A 15,903-nucleotide genomic window follows, 5' to 3' on the forward strand; every position below is an offset into this window, starting at 1 on the left:
TGGTGATGACCCACCCACCCCAGTCCGCAGCGCACGAGACGCCCTCGGCTCCCGCCCCGCCGCCCGATGCCGAGAGCATCCTGGCGGCGCTGGACCCGGAGCAGCAGGAGGTCGCGCGCAGCTTCGGCACCCCGCTGTGCGTGCTTGCCGGTGCGGGCACCGGCAAGACCCGAGCGATCACGCACCGCATCGCCTACGGCGTCGCGACCGGTCAGCTCGATCCCCGCCACGTGCTGGCGGTGACGTTCACCGCGAAGGCCGCCGCCGAGATGCGCTCGAGGCTGCGAGATCTCGGGGTCCCGGCCGTCCAGGCCCGCACGTTCCACGCGGCCGCTCTGCGTCAGCTGCGCCACTTCTGGCCGCGCGTGGTCGGCGGAGGGATGCCGGAGATCATGCCCAACAAGTTCCCGGGGGTGGGCGAGGCCTGCCAGCGGCTGCACATGAGCGTGGACCGCGCCGCCCTGCGCGACATCGTCGCCGAGGTGGAATGGTCCCGGGTCTCGATGCTCACCCCCGAGTCCTATCCGGAGGCCGCCACCGCGGCCAAGCGTCCCGGGGTCTCCGGCTTCGACTCCCGCTCCATCGCGCGCATCCTCACCCAGTACGAGGAGGTCAAGAAGGAGCGCGGCGTCATCGATTTCGAGGACGTGCTGCTGCACATGGTCGGTTTCCTCACCGAGCGCGCCGACGTCGCCCGCGAGGTGCGCAGCCAGTACCGCCACTACGTGGTCGACGAGTACCAGGACGTCTCCGCTCTCCAGCACACCTTGCTGCGTCTCTGGCTGGGTTCGGGCGACGACGTCTGCGTGGTGGGCGACGCCGCCCAGACCATCTACACCTTCGCCGGGGCCCGCGCCTCGTACCTGCTCGACTTCCCCCGGGAGTTCAAGCGCGCCCGCACCATCCGGCTCGAGCGCAACTACCGCTCCACCCCGCAGATCGTGCGGATGGCCAACACCGTGCTGGACGGCGCCCGGGGCCGCACGCGGGACAGCCGCCTCACCCTGGTCTCCCAGCGGGAGGCGGGCCCGCCCCCGGTGGTGGAGTCCTTCGCCGATGATCCCGCCGAGGCCGACGGCGTCGCCGACCGCATCGCGGCCCTGGTCGCCGAGGGCCGCCCGGCGGCCGACGTCGCGATCCTGTTCCGCACCAACAGCCAGTCCGAGGCCTTCGAGCAGGCGCTGACCGCTCGCGGCATCGGCTATCTGGTGCGGGGCGGGGACCGGTTCTTCGAGCGCCAGGAGGTGCGGCGGGCCATGGTGGCCCTGCGCGCGGCCACCCGCGTCGAGCAGCTCGACCCCGCCCGCGCCGTGCGCGACGTCCTCTCCCAGCAGGGCTGGTCGCAGAAGGCCCCCGAGACCACGGGCGCTGTCCGGGACCGCTGGGACTCCCTGAACGCGCTCGTCTCCCTCGCCGACACCATCACCTCCCGTCCCGGGGCGACCATGGCCGATGTGGTCCGCGAGCTCGAGGAGCGCGCCGAGGCCCAGTCCGCCCCCGTCGTCGACGGCGTCACGCTCGCCTCCGTGCACGCCGCCAAAGGTCTGGAGTGGCCGGTGGTCCACGTGGTCGGCGCCAGCGACGGCCTGCTGCCGATCTCCATGGCCCGCACCGCCGCCGAGATCGAGGAGGAGCGGCGACTGTTCTACGTCGCCCTCACGCGGGCCCGGGACCTGCTCACCGTGAGCTGGTCCGCCGCACGCACCCCGGGGGCCCGCGGGTCCCGCAAGCCCTCCCGCTTCCTCGACGGGGTCCTCGAGCATCCCGACGCCCCGAGCACGGCTCCCGGCGCCGGTCCCCGGCGCACGGGACGGCGCGGCGCCACCGTCTACGCGGAGTGCCGTGTGTGCGGGCAGGGACTGGTCAGCCCCCGCGAGCAGCGGATCGGCCGCCACCAGGGCTGCCCGGCCACGGCCGCTCACACGCTGATCGAGACTCTGCGGGCTTGGCGGCGGGAGAGGACCTGCGGCAGCGGCGCCCCGGCGTACACCGTCCTCACCGATGCGGCCCTGGAGGCGATCGCCGAGCGGCGGCCGCGCACCCGGGCGGAGCTGCTGGAGGTGCCGGGCGTGGGCCCCGCCAAGGTCGAGGCCTTCGGCGGCGAGCTCCTCGAGCTGCTGGCCGCCGAGACGGGCGATGCCGAGAAGTCGCCAGAGACGTCGTGAGACGGACGGTCCCCGTCCGGCGGGAGGAGTCCTGGAGCGGGACGGGATCCTGAGCGGGGGAGGCCGCGAGAATCAGTCCGGCCGGCGCCTCGACCCGGGCCCGAGCGCGCGAAAGTGCAGGTCAAAAAATAGATGTGCGATCGCCGGGCCGTGTGTAGACTCATCATCGTCAATCGTCCGCATCGTGACCCGGGACACCGGGGAACGCGCAGCAGAAAGGGGGTGTGATCCGTGATCGATACCAGGAATCTCGCGGAGTACGGCGGCCACATCGGCGCGCCCACCCTTCTGCCACGCGAACGGGCCTTCGCCCCGACGGTGACCGCTTCCAGCTGACGAGACCACTTCTCGCTGCACGGTGCGGCACCGCCGCCGCACCTTCGCCCTCACGGGCTCGTCCCCGACGATCTTCGAAGCAGCGAGACGATGACTTCTCTTTTCACCACTTTCCCCAGCCCTGTCACCACGGCGGCGCACATGCTGCCGTGCCACGACGCCGACGCCGCTGACCTGTTCTTCTCGGAGCGGCCCGCCGACCTCGAGCGGGCCAAGGCCCTGTGTGCCGACTGCCCGCTGATCCAGGAGTGCCGTGAGGGCGCCCTGGAGCGCGCTGAGCCCTGGGGCGTGTGGGGCGGCGCCATCTTCGAGTCCGGCCGCATCATCGCGGTCAAGCGCGGCCGCGGGCGGCCCCGCAAGAACCGCGAGCCGGACCGGAGCGAGGACGCCGCCTGAACGGCGTCCTGACCGACGTTCCCGGACGCACGAGGGGCGAGGCACCGCTGCGGTGCCTCGCCCCTCGTCGTGCGCCGGGTCGAACCGGCCGGTCCGTATCAGGCCTTGCCGAGGATCCGGTTCAGCTTGGTGCCGCACTCGGGGCACACGGCCTTGGCCATACGACGACCGTTGGAGACGACGACGTCGCCCTCGGCCTCCCGCTTCTCGCGGCACTTCACGCAGTAGAACTCTCCGGCATAGGTCTCGTCGGCCATATCCGCTCCTCGTAAGAATCGTCGGTGGTGTTCGGTTCCCCGGACGCGCCGCGGATGCCGCGAGGCCGGGATCGATCCACTGTAACGGGGGCGAGGGGGCCGCACGAACCGAGCAGGGGGGGCGGCGCAGGCCCGGGACGGGTTCGTCACCGCTCCGGACGACGATCCGGAGGACCTCGCCGGCCGGGTCGGCCCGTCGCGCGCTTCGGGTTCAAGGGGCTCCGCGGAGCCGAGGAAGTGCGCGCGACGAGCCGACATCGTAAGGCCCGGACGCAGGTGAGGATGGCCTGGAGGGCCGTGGGGCCCCGGGGGCGCTCAGCACCACGCGCACCTTCCCCGTGTGCGTCCTGCTAGTTATCCCGGGGTCCCACGTGCAGGGAAACCTAGCCCCTGCGCACCGGGCGGGTCAAAGGAGTCCGGGGGACCGGCTGTGGACAACTCGCCAGGGCCTGTGGACATCCGTGCCGTGGCGGTGCGGCCAGTGTGGAGGACGGTCCGTCCACCGCGGTCACGACGCTGTGACGAGCACTTCCACGGCGCACAGGTGTGGACGAAGTCTTTTGGTCACCGGACGTGCCAGGCTTGGTGTCCATGAACGATCTGGTCCAGCACGAGCACGTCACCGGGCCGCGCGGGGAGCGGGTGCTGGTGCGGCGCTCGCAGCGCCGGCGCCGCACCGTCTCGATCACGCGCCGCGACGGGGACCTGGTGATCGCGATCCCGGCGTCGTTCAGCCGTCGTCAGGAGCGCGACTGGGTCCGCAAGATGGTCGACCAGCTGAGCCGCAAGGAGGCCCGCTCCGCCCCGGCGCGCCGCAGCGACGCGTCCCTGGCGGCGATGGCCGAGGAGCTCAGTGAGGCTTATCTCGACGGCCGTGCCCGGCCCCGTTCGGTGACCTGGTCCACACGTCAGAACCAGCGCTGGGGGTCATGCACCCCCGCTGATGCCACGATCCGCCTGTCGCACAACCTCGAGGGGATGCCGGATTTCGTGGTGCGCTCGGTGCTCATGCACGAGCTGGTCCACCTGCTGGTGCCGGGGCACGGCCCGGAGTTCCGCGCGCTGATGAACCGCTATCCGCAGGCGGAGAAGGCCCAGGGCTTCCTCGACGGCGTCTCCTGGGCCCAGAACCTGCCCGTCGGCGGCGACGTCGACGAGGCCCCGGGCCGCGCGGATCAGACGGCGTAGCGCGCCACGAACGGGGCCAGGCCGTCGAGGGTGCCGGGCAGGTCGGTGACGGTGCCCTCGGGCAGGGCGGCGCTCGAGCGCTGCGGCCCCTCGCCCACGAGCGGCCACGGGGCCCAGGTGACCTCGGGCGATTCCTCGCTCGCGGTCAGCGGCAGCTCGGATGCCGGGGCCGGGGCGCGCAGCAGGTACTGCACGTCCCAGTGCTCGCTGCAGGCGCCGAAGGCCGCATCGAGCCGGTGACGGTGCAGCATGGCCGGCCCCGCACCGACGCGCTCGAGAACGGTCAGGCCGATCTCCTCGGCGACCTCACGGCGGGCGGCCTGCTCGAAGCTCGTCTCACCCTGCTCGAGGTGGCCGCCCGGCTGGACCCAGAATCGTCCCTTGCGGTGCCACACCAGTGCGACGTGCTCGGCGGGGGCGTCGATCACCACGGCGCTCGCCGTGAGGTGGCGGGGTCCGCCGTCGCGGTACAGCGCCCGCGGCTCGGACCCCAGCAGTGCGAGGTAGTCCTCGGCGACCTCCGGACCGGAGACGGCCTCGCGGGCGAGACCGAGCTCGGTGCGAGCGCTCTCAGCGGGCATCGGGCCGGCCCGGGTCCGTCCCGCTGTCGCCGGACTCGCCGTCGCCGCCGCTGCCGTCGTCCTCCCGGTCGACCTCCCCGGCGTCGTCCTGCGGGGCTGTGCCGTCGGTGCCCGCCGCCTCACCGCTGCCGCGGACGTCCGAGAGCAGGCGCTCCAGCTCCGCGTCGAAGTCGGCGGGGATGTCCACGTCGGCCAGGGCCTCGGCCTCGTCCTCCGCGGCCGGCTGCGGCGCCTGCGGACGCCCGGAGAGCACCTCGGCGGTCGGCAGCAGGTCGGGGTGCTCCCACTTGCTCTCGCGGGCCTGCTCGCCCTCGGTCGCCAGCACGCTGTCCCACCAGGCGAGCGCCTCGCGCACGCGGCGGGGACGCAGCTCGATGCCGATGGTGCGCGAGAGCATCTGCTCGGCCGGAGCGCCCGCGGCCCGGCGCCGGCGCAGCACCTCGCGCATGGCCTCGAGCTCGGGCAGCTTGCCCTCGAGGGCGCGCGTGGTGACGTGGTCGACCCAGGCCTCGATCAGGGCGAGGGTGGTGGCGAGCTCCTCCAGGGCCCGCTCCTGCGAGGCCCGGCGGGTGAAGACGAACATCTCCTCGGGGCGACGGGCCTGCAGCGCCTCCGGGTCCGAGAGATCCAGTCCGCGCACCATCTCGTCGAGGGCGTCGAGATCCAGGGTGATCCCGCGCGCGTAGTCGTCGATCGCCGAGAACAGTGCCTTGCCCAGCCAGGGCGCCGCGTCGAACAGTGCGGTGTGGGCCAGCTCGCGGGCGGCCAGGAAGATCCGGGCGGCCCCTGCGTCCAGGCCGTGCGCGGTGATGAGGTCCTCGACGTTGTTGGCGACCAGGGCCGGTTCGCCCTCGCGGCCGAGCGGCAGCGAGAGGTCCGTGGTGCCGGAGACCTCCCGGGCCAGGGACCCGATGGCGTGACCGAACTGCACGCCGAACATGGTCCCGCCGATCCGCTCCATCATCGCGGCCGGGTCACCCGGCATCGGCATCCCGGCCTCGCCCAGCCCGCCGAGCTCCCCGTCCTGGCCCATCTGGGAGGCGATCGCCTCGCCGATGGCGCCGGCCATGTACTTCGCGACGGGCTCGACGATGGTCTTCCAGTGCGGCAGGGTGCGGTGCAGCCAGGTGCCGCGGCTGAACACGCCGAGCTCATGGGCGGGCACGTCGATCGCGATCACCGGATCCAGCCAGAGCCGCGCCACCTGCGCCGCCTGGCGCAGGTCCTCGATCTGCGACTCGCTGGGGTTCGGGTCGCCGGGCGTGCCGGTGGGCTCCGGCGTGCCGGGGATGCCGGCCATGCCCGCGGCGGTGCGGCGCGCGATGTCCTCGGCCATGTCCCAGTTCACGGGATTGTCTCCCTGGGCGGCGAACAGGTGCTGCATCTGGGCGGCCGCCGCCCGCAGCTGGGCCGGATCCTGCGGCAGCTGCGCCTGCTCGGCCAGCGCCGAGAGGTCCAGTCCGTCCAGGGCACCCTCGGGCAGGGCGTCCCCGAACGTCTCCTTCAAGAAGCGCTTCAGCGCCTCCTCGTCCATGTCCCCGGGTCCTCCCGGGCTCGGCTCGTCGCTCATGGCCACCTCCAGCAGTCCGTGAAGGTCCAGCGTATCGACCGCGGCTGGGTGAGTGGGGAACCGGGGCGAGCGGGAAGCGCGGGAGGGACGAGGAGCGTGGGGCACAATGTCCGGGTGACTGACGACCAGCCCCGGCCTGCCCGCCTCCAGCGGGTCCGCTCGGCGATCTCGCGCTCGGTCGACGACGCCCAGCTGGCCCGCCCGCGGCTCGCCCTGGTCTCGATGGCGCTGCTGTGCCTGATGATCCTGGGCGGTTCCCTGATGCCGGTGCCCTACGTGATCGAACGACCCGGCCCGGCGATCGACGTGCTCGGCGAGTACGAGGACGAGCAGGTCCTCGAGATCACGGGCACCCAGACCCACCCGACGGACGGATCGCTGATGATGACCACCGTCTCCGTCGACGGCGGTCCCGGCTACCGGGTCACTCCCGTCGAGGTGGTCGCCTCCTGGTTCGACCGCACCCGGTCCGTGATGCCGCGGGAACTCCTCTTCCCCGAGGGCCAGACCCGTGAAGAGACGACCCTGACCAACACCGTCTCGATGAGCACGTCGCAGCAGGGCGCCGTCGCCGTCGCCCTCGACGAGGTCGGGGTCGACTACGAGCCCGTGGTGATGATCGCCGGCGTCGAGGAGGGCACCCCGGCCGACGGGGTCCTCGAGCCCGGGGACGTCGTCGTCTCCATCGGCGGCGAGAGCGCCGAGGACGTCGCCGGCTACCAGGAGCTGGCCGCCGCCACGCCCGAGGGCGAGCCCGTGGCGGTGACCGTGCGGCGCGACGGGGAGGAGACCGACCTCGAGGTCCCCACCGAGATGGTCGAGGGAGAGCCCCGCATGGGCGTCGTCCTCGCCAAGGGCTACGACTTCCCGATGGACGTCGAGATCGGCGTCGGGGAGATCGGCGGCCCCAGCGCCGGCATGATGTTCTCGCTGTCCGTCTACGACGAGCTCACCCCGGGCGCCCTCACCGGCGGACACGAGATCGCAGGGACCGGCACCATCTCGGCCGACGGCGCCGTCGGCCCCATCGGCGGGATCCGCCAGAAGATGGTCGGCGCCCACGATTCCGACGCCGAGTACTTCCTCGCCCCCGCGGAGAACTGCGATCAGGTGGTGGGCTATGAGCCCGACGGGCTCGAGGTCGTCGCCGTGTCCACTTTCGACGAGGCGCTGGAGGCGACCGAGACGATCGCCGAGACCGGCACCACCGACGGCCTGCCCACCTGTGAGGACCACGAGGACCGATGAGCAAGCGAAACCGACGCCGCACACCGCCGAAACCGACCGTCGTCTTCGACTTCGGAGGAGTTCTCAGTGCCGGGCACGACCCGGTCCCGGACGTCCACGACCTCCTCGGCGGCGACATCGAGGCCGTGCGCCGGGAGCTGTGGGAACGACGCCCCGCCTACGACCGCGGCGCGAGCACGCCGTCGCAGTACTGGAGCGCCGTGGCGGCCGCGGCCGGCATCGACCAGCTCAGCGATGACGAGGTCGCCGAGCTCCAGGACGTCGACGACCGCTACTTCCTGCAGCTGGACCCCGCCTCCCGGGCGCTGATCCACGATCTCGCCCGCAACCGGGTGCGCCTGGCGCTGCTGTCCAACGCCTCCCAGGCCTTCGGTGAGGCGGTGCGGCGCACCGACTGGTTCGAGGCCTTCACGCTCGCCGTGATCTCCGGCGAGGAGCGGGCCGTCAAGCCCGACCGGGAGATCTACGAGATGCTGCTGGACGTGCTCGCCCACGAGACCGGGGGAGTGTCGATCCCCTCGGCCGTCATCTTCTTCGACGACCGCGCCGAGAACGTCGAGGCGGCCCGGGCGCTGGGCATCGATGCGCACCTGTGGCCCCGCAACGGCGAGCAGCCGCCCGCCGGGTCGGAGCCGCCCGAGCACGGGGCGACCATGGCCCGTCGCGTGCTCACCGAGCGCGGCGTCCCGCTGGACTGAGCCCCACGGAGACCGGTGGCACGGCTCACCGTCACCGGGGAGAGCTCGACCCGATGCGGGTAGAGTCGGACACCGCGACACGTCCCGTGCGGCGCCGAGCTGCGGCGCGCCGGCCGATCCCCGAATTCCTCCGCACAGAACCCTCCGAACAGGACAACGAGTTGGCAGAGTTCATTTACACCATGTACAAGGCCCGCAAGGCCGTGGGCGACAAGGTCATCCTCGATGACGTCACCATGAGCTTCTACCCGGGCGCGAAGATCGGCATGGTCGGCCCCAACGGCGCCGGCAAGTCGACGATCCTGAAGATCATGGCCGGGCTCGATCAGCCCAGCAACGGCGAGGCCCGCCTCTCGCCCGGATACAGCGTCGGCATCCTGCTGCAGGAGCCCCCGCTGGACGAGTCCAAGACCGTCCTGGAGAACGTCCAGGAGGGGCTGGGCGACCTGTTCCGCAAGGTCCAGCGCTTCAACGCCATCGGCGAGGAGATGGCCGAGCCCGACGCCGACTTCGATGCGCTGATGGCCGAGATGGGCACGCTGCAGACCGACATCGACGCCGCGAACGGCTGGGACCTGGATTCCCAGCTCGAGCAGGCCATGGATGCGCTGCGCTGCCCGCCCGGCGACGAGCCCGTCACCCACCTCTCCGGCGGCGAGAAGCGCCGCGTGGCGCTGTGCAAGCTGCTGCTGGAGAAGCCGGATCTGCTGCTGCTGGACGAGCCCACCAACCACCTCGACGCCGAGAGCGTGCTGTGGCTGGAGCAGCACCTCCAGCAGTACGAGGGCGCCGTCATCGCCGTCACCCACGACCGATACTTCCTGGACCACGTCGCCCAGTGGATCGCCGAGGTCGACCGCGGCCACCTCTACCCCTACGAGGGCAACTACTCCACCTACCTGGAGAAGAAGGAGGAGCGGCTCGCCGTCCAGGGCCGGAAGGACGCCAAGCTGGCCAAGCGGCTCAAGGACGAACTCGAGTGGGTCCGCTCCAGCGCGAAGGGGCGTCAGGCGAAGTCCAAGTCCCGTCTGGCCCGCTACGAGGAGATGGCCGCGGAGGCCGAGCGCACCCGCAAGCTCGACTTCGAGGAGATCACCATCCCGCCGGGGCCGCGCCTGGGCAACCAGGTCATCGACGGTACGGACCTGAAGAAGGGCTTCGGCGAGCGCGTGCTCATCGACGGGCTCTCCTTCTCCCTGCCGCCCAACGGCATCGTCGGCGTCATCGGTCCCAACGGCGTCGGCAAGACCACGCTGTTCAAGACCATCGTGGGCCTGGAGCCGCTGGACGGCGGTGAGCTGAAGATCGGCAAGTCCGTCCAGATCAGCTACGTCGATCAGAACCGCGAGAACATCGATCCGGAGAAGAACCTCTGGGAGGTCGTCTCCGACGGGCTGGACTTCATCCAGGTCGGCAAGGTCGAGATCCCCTCTCGCGCCTACGTCAGCCAGTTCGGCTTCAAGGGCCCGGATCAGCAGAAGAAGGCGGGGGTGCTCTCCGGCGGTGAGCGCAACCGCCTGAACCTGGCACTGACCCTCAAGCAGGGCGGCAACGTGCTGCTGCTCGATGAGCCCACCAACGACCTCGACGTCCAGACGCTGGGCTCGCTGGAGAACGCCCTGCTGGAGTTCCCCGGCTGCGCCGTGGTCGTCTCCCACGACCGCTGGTTCCTCGACCGCGTGGCCACCCACATCCTGGCCTACGAAGGGACCGAGGAGAACCCCGCGAACTGGTACTGGTTCGAGGGCAACTTCGAGGCCTACCAGGAGAACAAGATCCAGCGACTCGGGGAGGACGCCGCCCGCCCGCACCGGGTGACCTACCGTCGCCTGACGCGCGACTGACTCCGCGGCACCCGCGAGGGACCGCGGTCCACGAGGCCCAGACCACGGCGCCCGGCGGCGCGTCCCTGCGGGGACCGCACCGCCGGGCGCCGTCGTCCGGCGGCCGGTGCATCGGGTCCACGGCCCGTCCACCGGCCGCCGGCCCACTCATCGCCGCACGAGGAGCGGCCGTCAGTCGCCGAGCGGCGCCGGATCCGCGGTCAGCTCCGGGTCCAGGTTCGCCACGACCCGTTCGGACGGCGTGCCGGACCTGTTCCGCGGTGCCATCTCGCGGGTGACGACCAGACTCTCGGCAGTCTCCGCGAGGGTGGCGCGCACCAGCCCGTCGCGGCCGAGCTCGAGCACACCGAGATCCGTCGGCACCCCGTCCTGCTCACCCCACAGCTGGAGGACCTCGCCCTCATAGCCCGAGACGCCCTCGGCCCGCAGCGCGATGGCGTCCGCGGTGATCACGGCCTGCCAGCTGCCGTTGTCGCTGAGGCCGGGAACGAGCATGGCCTCGGGCTCGACGCTGAGCTCGGTCCAGGTCGAGGTGAACTCGTGCGCGGCGGCGAGCTCCCGTCGCGCGTCGAGGAGGAACCACGCCAGCAGCAGAGCGCCGATCAGCGCGAGCGCCGCGATCGCACGCGAGAACCAGGGGACGCCGCGCGGGGCGGGCCGGTCACCGTGCTCCGGCCGAGGGCGCTTGCCCGAGGCTCCTCGGGCCGCCGGGGAGCCGCTGTCACGGAAGCTGAAGGCGGGCGCCGGCGTCGGCCGGGCATCGTCGCCCGGGGGCGCGGCGTCCGTGGTGTGCGTCTGCGGCGAGGCGGACGAGGCCGCGGAGATGGTGTGGAGGGAGCCGGGCATCGCCGGCGGGCCGACGACGCGGCGCTGCGAGTCGGTGCCGAGCACCGGCGTGGCGTAGTCACCGCGATACGCAGTCTCCGGCTGCGGCTCCGTCTCCGTCTCCGGCCCCGGCTGCGGCCCCGGCCCGAACCCCTCCAGCACCGGCGGTCGCAGATCACGGGAGGGCACGATCGCGGTCAGCAGGGTCAACTGGGCCGCGGCCTCGATGGCATGGCGGCGCACGGCGGAGGTCGCGGGGGAGCTGCTGAGCTCCTGCAGCCGCCGGCGCTCACTCTCATCGGCCAGCGCCAGCGCGTCCAGCGCGGAGAGGGTCGGCGCTTCGGCGTGGACCGGTCCGCCGAGCGGGACCAGCTGATCCAGCACTCCGGCGAGCACCTCGGCCGCCTCCGAGCGCCGGCTCCCGGTGTGGTGGAAGCGCCCCTGGGCAGCGGATTCGACGAGAGCACGGTGGCTCGCCGGCAATCTCAACAGGACGCGCAGGACCTCGTTCTCCCGGCGATCGCGGGTGCGCTCGTCGGCGGGGTCCGACGCCACCAGGGAGCGGACGTCGCCGCTGGGGCGCGTGGCCACGCATGCGCGCCTGGCACGGTCCAGCACGGCGACTTCGCCGGGCAGGCCGCTCGCAGCGAGCTCGCCGGCGTCGGCCAGGCAGGACCGCAGCACCGAGACGGTCAGCTTCTCGGCCCGGGCCGAGGAGCCGGTCACGTGCACCGCCAGTCCATGGATGCGGGGGGCCAGCACGTCCACCAGGGAGGCGGCGGCGCCCTGTTCGCCGCGCGCGGCAGCACGCAGGAGTGTGCGCACCGGGTCGTGCCGTTCCCGGAGGTCCACGGTGTCCTCCGGGATGTCCCCGGTCCGGGTGTCGCTCCCCATCGGTCCCCTCCACGTGTTCGGCTGAGAGACGGCCTCGCCCCGCGATGCCGATCCATTCTCGCAGGCGGAGCCCGCCGGCGGCTCGTCGCTGGCTCCGGGGGCCGCCCCGGCACGGGCAGAGGACTCGTGCGAGGCGCGCAGTCGCGGATCCGATCGCTGCGGTCGTGCCACCGGCTCTGCGGGTATCACTGCAGGCCGCAGCGCTGGAATGCCGTCGCGAGGGGCCGACGGGGGACCGCACGAGGGGTGCAAGCGAGCGCTCGGATCTCCGGTACCGTGCAGGCATGAAGCCGATCTCCACGATCACGGTGTCCTCTCAGCTCCCGGCCGCTCTCGAGCCTCTGCGCGAACTCGCCTTCAACCTCCGCTGGACCTGGCGCCGCCAGTGCCTGGACCTGTTCCGCTCGCTGGACCCCGAGGCGTTCGCCGCCAGTGGGGAGAATCCCATCGGGATGCTCTCCCGGGTCCCCGCCGGCCGCTTGGCCGAAGCCGCCCGTGACGAGTCCTTCCTCGCGAAGATGCGCTCCGAGGTCGGCGACCTGCGCACCTACCTCGACTCCGGTCGCTGGTTCCAGCGCACCGTGCCCGGATCGGGCTCCGGGTCCGCGCCGGGTTCCGCCGCCGGGACCCCGGCCGTCGCCTACTTCTCCATGGAGTTCGGCATCACCCCGACGCTCCCGATCTACTCGGGAGGCCTCGGCATCCTGGCCGGGGACCACCTGAAGTCCGCGTCGGACCTGGGGGTGCCGGTGGTCGCCGTCGGCCTGCTCTACCAGTGGGGCTACTTCTCGCAGTCGCTGGACCGCAGCGGCTGGCAGCAGGAGAACTACCGCCTCAACGATCCCGATCAGCTCCCCGTCCAGCCCGTCCGCGGCGCCGACGGGCAGCAGCTGCGCGTCGCGGTGACCCTGCCCGGGGACCGCGAGGTCGCCATCGCCCTGTGGCAGGCATCGGTGGGCCGCGCCCCGCTGCTGCTGCTGGACACCAACGTCGAGGTCAACGACGACGAGGCCCGCCAGATCACCGACCGGCTCTACGGCGGCGATCACGAGCACCGGATCGTCCAGGAGATCGTGCTCGGCATCGGAGGGGTGCGCGCCGTGGACGCCTACGTCGCGGCCACCGGGTTCCCCGCCCCGAGCGTGTTCCACCTCAACGAAGGCCACGCCGGCTTCTCCGGCCTCGAGCGCGTCGGCCGGCTCATGCAGTCCGGCGCCGGTTTCGCCGAGGCGGTCAGCGAGGTGCGTGCCGGCACGGTGTTCACCACGCACACCCCGGTGCCGGCCGGCATCGACCGGTTCGAGGCGGGCCAGCTGCGCCATTACCTCGGCGCCGACGAGAACGGCATCTCCCATCTCATCCCCTCGCTCCCGGTCGAGGCCGCTCTGGCGCTCGGCATCGAGGAGGGCGGAGACATCTTCAACATGGCCCAGCTGGGCTTCCGCACCGCTCAGCGTGCCAACGGGGTGGCCGAGCTCCACGGGGCCGTCTCCCGCGCGATGTTCCAGGACCTCTACCCGGGCTTCGACGTCCCCGAGATCCCCATCGGCTCGGTCACCAACGGCGTCCACCGGCGCACCTGGACCTCGGCCCCCATGGACGACCTGTTCAAGAAGGCCCTCGGCGACGTGGACGTCTCCTCCCTCAGCGACTGGAGCGCCCTGGCGACGCTGACCGATCACGAGCTCACCGAGGCCCGCGACACCCTGCGCGCGGAGCTGGTCGACATGGCCCGCACCCACGTCAAGGACTCCTGGTTGAGCCGAGGGGTGGACGAGGCCGAACTGGCCTGGACCGATCACATCCTCGACCCCGGCGCGCTGACCATCGGCTTCGCCCGACGGGTCTCGACCTACAAGCGCCTGACGCTGATGCTCTCGGACCCCGAGCGGCTGCGGCGCATCCTGCTGAACCCCGAGCGCCCGGTCCAGATCATCATCGCCGGCAAATCCCACCCGGCCGATCGGCCGGGCAAGGAGTTCCTCCAGCAGCTGGTCCGGTTCGCCGACGACCACGGGGTCCGTCACCGCATCGTCTTCCTGCCCGACTACGACATCCGGATGGCCTCCGTGCTGATCGCCGGCTCGGACGTATGACTGAACAATCCCATCCGACCCGAGGAGGCCTCCGGGACCTCGGGGATGAAGGCCGTGCTCAACGGCGGGCTCACGTTCTCGATCTCCGACGGCTGGTGGGACGAGATGAAGGACGACGAGGCCGGATGGACCATCCCCACCGCGCACGTCCCCGAGCAGTCGGAGCGTGATCGGCTCGAGGCCGAGGCGCTGTACGAGATCCTCGAGAGCCGGATCGTGCCGCTGTTCTACGAGCGCGACGCCCGGGGCATGCAGCACGGCTGGCTGACGAAGATCCGCTCCTCGCTGGTCACGATCGCCCCGCAGATCACCGCTGCCCGGATGGTCCGCGACTACGTCACCGACCTCTATCTCCCGGCCGCTCGCGCGGCCTCGGCCTTCGTCGCGGATCCGACCCTGGCCGGCTCGTTCACCTCGTGGAAGGCCGACGTCCAGGCGGCCTGGCCGAAGGTGTCCGTGACCGACGTGGCGCTCGAGGGTGCGCGCGAGGACGAGGGCGGGGTGGTCGCCACCGGCGGCGAGGTCACGCTGCTGGCCGACATCGAACTCGGCGGCCTGCGGGACGAGGACGTGGTGGTCGAAGCGGTGCTGGGGCCGATCGGTCCGGACGGCGAGATCACCGAGCCCCAGCTGATCCCGCTGCAGCGCGCCGACGATCGTCGCTGGGCCGCCCGGTTCGCGCTCACCGTCCCCGGTGACGTGGGGTACACCGTGCGGGTCACCCCGCAGCATCCGGTGCTGTCCTCACGCGCGGAGCTGGGACTGGTCGCCACCGCCTGAGGAAGCTTCCACCGTCCCGGCAGCGGGAGTGGAGTCAGCCGCCGGTCTTGACGCGGATCATGCCTTCCTGGGTCACCGTCGCGACGAGGTCGCCGGCCCGGTCGAACACCTGACCATGGGTGAGGCCGCGCCCGCCGGAGGCCGAGGGCGAGCGCTGGACGTAGAGCAGCCACTCGTTGGCGTCGACGTGGCGGTGCCACCAGATGGCGTGGTTGATCGTCGCCATCCGCAGGCCCGGGGTGATCCAGCTCAGTCCCTGCCGGCGCAGGATCGGCTCGAACGGCGTGTAGTCGCTGGCGAAGGCGAGGATCGCATCGTGCAGCAGCGGCTCGGCCTCGATCGGGGCGATCGTGCGCATCCACACCATCTGCGCGTCGGAGCCGGCCGCATTGGTGTCCGGCCGGAAGTAGATCGGGTCCGTCACGTGCCGGATGTCGATCGGGCGCTGGGTGGACCAGTACTGGGCGACGGGATGATCGATCCCGGACAGCACCTCCGCCGTGGTGGGGAGGCCCTCCGGATCGGGAGCCTGCGGGGCCCGCTCCTGGTGCTCGAGTCCCTCCTGCTGCTCCTGGAACGATGCGGTCATGGCCAGGATCGTGCGCTCGCCCTCCTCGGCGGTGCGGCCCGGCTGTGTGGCCAGAACGCGACGCACCGAGAACGAGCCGCCGTCGCGCAGGGCGTCGACCTGGAAGCGGATCGGATGGTCCGGATCCCCGGGGGCGAGGAAATAGGAGTACATCGAGTGGATGCGGCGGCCCGCGGGGGCGGTACGGCCCACGGCGGTGACCGCCTGCCCCATCACCTGGCCGCCGAAGACGTGACCGCCGGGCTGCGGCGACGAGTCGCCCTCGTAGGCGGCGACGGTGGCGGGGGAGGCGAAGGCGGGATCCAGATCGATCGCGCGCAGATCGAGCAGGTCGATCAGGCCCGACGCGACGGCCGCTGGATCGTGCCGGGGATTCTCGGGTGCGGACGGCGTGGTCATGTCCTCGATCGTACTGGGCTGCGGTGTGCGGGAGCGT

At 72.0% G+C, this 15,903-nt stretch carries 11 protein-coding genes and 1 pseudogene; 7 read left to right on the plus strand and 5 right to left on the minus strand.

All coding sequences use genetic code 11. The features are described from left to right. Nucleotides 1-5 precede the first annotated feature (5 nt). Both ACFQRJ_RS10805 and ACFQRJ_RS10810 read left to right on the plus strand, forming a co-directional pair. Nucleotides 6-2,165 (plus strand): ATP-dependent DNA helicase UvrD2, encoded by a 2,160-nt coding sequence (locus tag ACFQRJ_RS10805; RefSeq protein ID WP_377019081.1) that lies wholly within the window; start codon nt 6-8, stop codon nt 2,163-2,165. Nucleotides 2,166-2,591: 426 nt separating this feature from the next. Next, a complete protein-coding gene (locus ACFQRJ_RS10810; RefSeq protein ID WP_377019082.1) occupies nt 2,592-2,897 on the plus strand; it encodes a WhiB family transcriptional regulator in 306 nt (101 codons plus the stop codon). Nucleotides 2,898-2,995: 98 nt separating this feature from the next. On the opposite strand, the gene ACFQRJ_RS10815 is transcribed toward ACFQRJ_RS10810, so the two are convergent. Beyond that, nucleotides 2,996-3,154: a DUF5679 domain-containing protein gene (locus tag ACFQRJ_RS10815; RefSeq protein ID WP_209901997.1), complete on the minus strand. Its 159-nt coding sequence runs from the start codon at nt 3,152-3,154 to the stop codon at nt 2,996-2,998. A 591-nt stretch (nt 3,155-3,745) separates the two neighbouring features. Here ACFQRJ_RS10815 and ACFQRJ_RS10820 point away from each other — a divergent pair. Then, on the plus strand, nt 3,746-4,342 hold the full coding sequence (locus tag ACFQRJ_RS10820) for a SprT-like domain-containing protein (RefSeq protein WP_377019083.1): 597 nt from the start codon (nt 3,746-3,748) through the stop codon (nt 4,340-4,342). On the opposite strand, the gene ACFQRJ_RS10825 is transcribed toward ACFQRJ_RS10820, so the two are convergent. Both ACFQRJ_RS10825 and ACFQRJ_RS10830 read right to left on the minus strand, forming a co-directional pair. Then, nucleotides 4,330-4,923 carry an NUDIX hydrolase gene (locus ACFQRJ_RS10825; protein WP_377019084.1) on the minus strand — a complete coding sequence of 198 codons (594 nt, stop codon included), beginning with the start codon at nt 4,921-4,923 and terminating at the stop codon, nt 4,330-4,332. The two genes, ACFQRJ_RS10820 and ACFQRJ_RS10825, sit on opposite strands and share 13 nt — an antisense overlap. Continuing rightward, nucleotides 4,913-6,493 carry a zinc-dependent metalloprotease gene (locus ACFQRJ_RS10830; RefSeq protein WP_377019085.1) on the minus strand — a complete coding sequence of 527 codons (1,581 nt, stop codon included), beginning with the start codon at nt 6,491-6,493 and terminating at the stop codon, nt 4,913-4,915. Before ACFQRJ_RS10830 ends, ACFQRJ_RS10825 begins: the two co-directional genes overlap by 11 nt. Nucleotides 6,494-6,607: 114 nt before the next feature. On the opposite strand from ACFQRJ_RS10830, the gene ACFQRJ_RS10835 reads away from it, so the two are divergent. The 3 genes from ACFQRJ_RS10835 to ettA all read left to right on the plus strand — a co-directional run bounded on the left by ACFQRJ_RS10835 (nt 6,608) and on the right by ettA (nt 10,283). After that, entirely contained in the window at nt 6,608-7,741 is a 1,134-nt protein-coding gene (locus tag ACFQRJ_RS10835) for a PDZ domain-containing protein (protein WP_377019087.1), read from the plus strand. Continuing rightward, on the plus strand, nt 7,738-8,439 hold the full coding sequence (locus ACFQRJ_RS10840) for an HAD family hydrolase (RefSeq protein WP_377019088.1): 702 nt from the start codon (nt 7,738-7,740) through the stop codon (nt 8,437-8,439). The genes ACFQRJ_RS10835 and ACFQRJ_RS10840 overlap by 4 nt, the downstream gene beginning before the upstream one ends. Nucleotides 8,440-8,600: 161 nt before the next feature. Continuing rightward, a complete protein-coding gene (gene ettA, locus ACFQRJ_RS10845; protein ID WP_377019089.1) occupies nt 8,601-10,283 on the plus strand; it encodes an energy-dependent translational throttle protein EttA in 1,683 nt (560 codons plus the stop codon). Between the two features lie 171 nt (nt 10,284-10,454). On the opposite strand, the gene ACFQRJ_RS10850 is transcribed toward ettA, so the two are convergent. Continuing rightward, entirely contained in the window at nt 10,455-12,002 is a 1,548-nt protein-coding gene (locus ACFQRJ_RS10850; protein WP_377019091.1) for a hypothetical protein, read from the minus strand. A gap of 284 nt (nt 12,003-12,286) precedes the next feature. On the opposite strand from ACFQRJ_RS10850, the pseudogene glgP reads away from it, so the two are divergent. Continuing rightward, nucleotides 12,287-14,878, plus strand: a pseudogene (gene glgP, locus ACFQRJ_RS10855) (alpha-glucan family phosphorylase). A gap of 34 nt (nt 14,879-14,912) precedes the next feature. Here the strand turns inward: glgP and ACFQRJ_RS10860 are convergent. Beyond that, on the minus strand, nt 14,913-15,866 hold the full coding sequence (locus tag ACFQRJ_RS10860) for an acyl-CoA thioesterase (RefSeq protein WP_377019092.1): 954 nt from the start codon (nt 15,864-15,866) through the stop codon (nt 14,913-14,915). Between the last annotated feature and the right edge of the window lie 37 nt (nt 15,867-15,903).

The sequence above is a fragment of the Brachybacterium sp. GCM10030252 genome (assembly GCF_042666535.1).
Lineage (GTDB): Bacteria > Actinomycetota > Actinomycetes > Actinomycetales > Dermabacteraceae > Brachybacterium.

Coding starts and splice junctions, on each gene's coding strand:
- ACFQRJ_RS10805 (WP_377019081.1), top strand. CDS start 6: ATGACCCACCCACCCCAGTCCGCAGCGCACGAGACGCCCTCGGCTCCC.
- ACFQRJ_RS10810 (WP_377019082.1), top strand. CDS start 2,592: ATGACTTCTCTTTTCACCACTTTCCCCAGCCCTGTCACCACGGCGGCG.
- ACFQRJ_RS10815 (WP_209901997.1), bottom strand. CDS start 3,154: ATGGCCGACGAGACCTATGCCGGAGAGTTCTACTGCGTGAAGTGCCGC.
- ACFQRJ_RS10820 (WP_377019083.1), top strand. CDS start 3,746: ATGAACGATCTGGTCCAGCACGAGCACGTCACCGGGCCGCGCGGGGAG.
- ACFQRJ_RS10825 (WP_377019084.1), bottom strand. CDS start 4,923: ATGCCCGCTGAGAGCGCTCGCACCGAGCTCGGTCTCGCCCGCGAGGCC.
- ACFQRJ_RS10830 (WP_377019085.1), bottom strand. CDS start 6,493: ATGAGCGACGAGCCGAGCCCGGGAGGACCCGGGGACATGGACGAGGAG.
- ACFQRJ_RS10840 (WP_377019088.1), top strand. CDS start 7,738: ATGAGCAAGCGAAACCGACGCCGCACACCGCCGAAACCGACCGTCGTC.
- ACFQRJ_RS10850 (WP_377019091.1), bottom strand. CDS start 12,002: ATGGGGAGCGACACCCGGACCGGGGACATCCCGGAGGACACCGTGGAC.
- ACFQRJ_RS10860 (WP_377019092.1), bottom strand. CDS start 15,866: ATGACCACGCCGTCCGCACCCGAGAATCCCCGGCACGATCCAGCGGCC.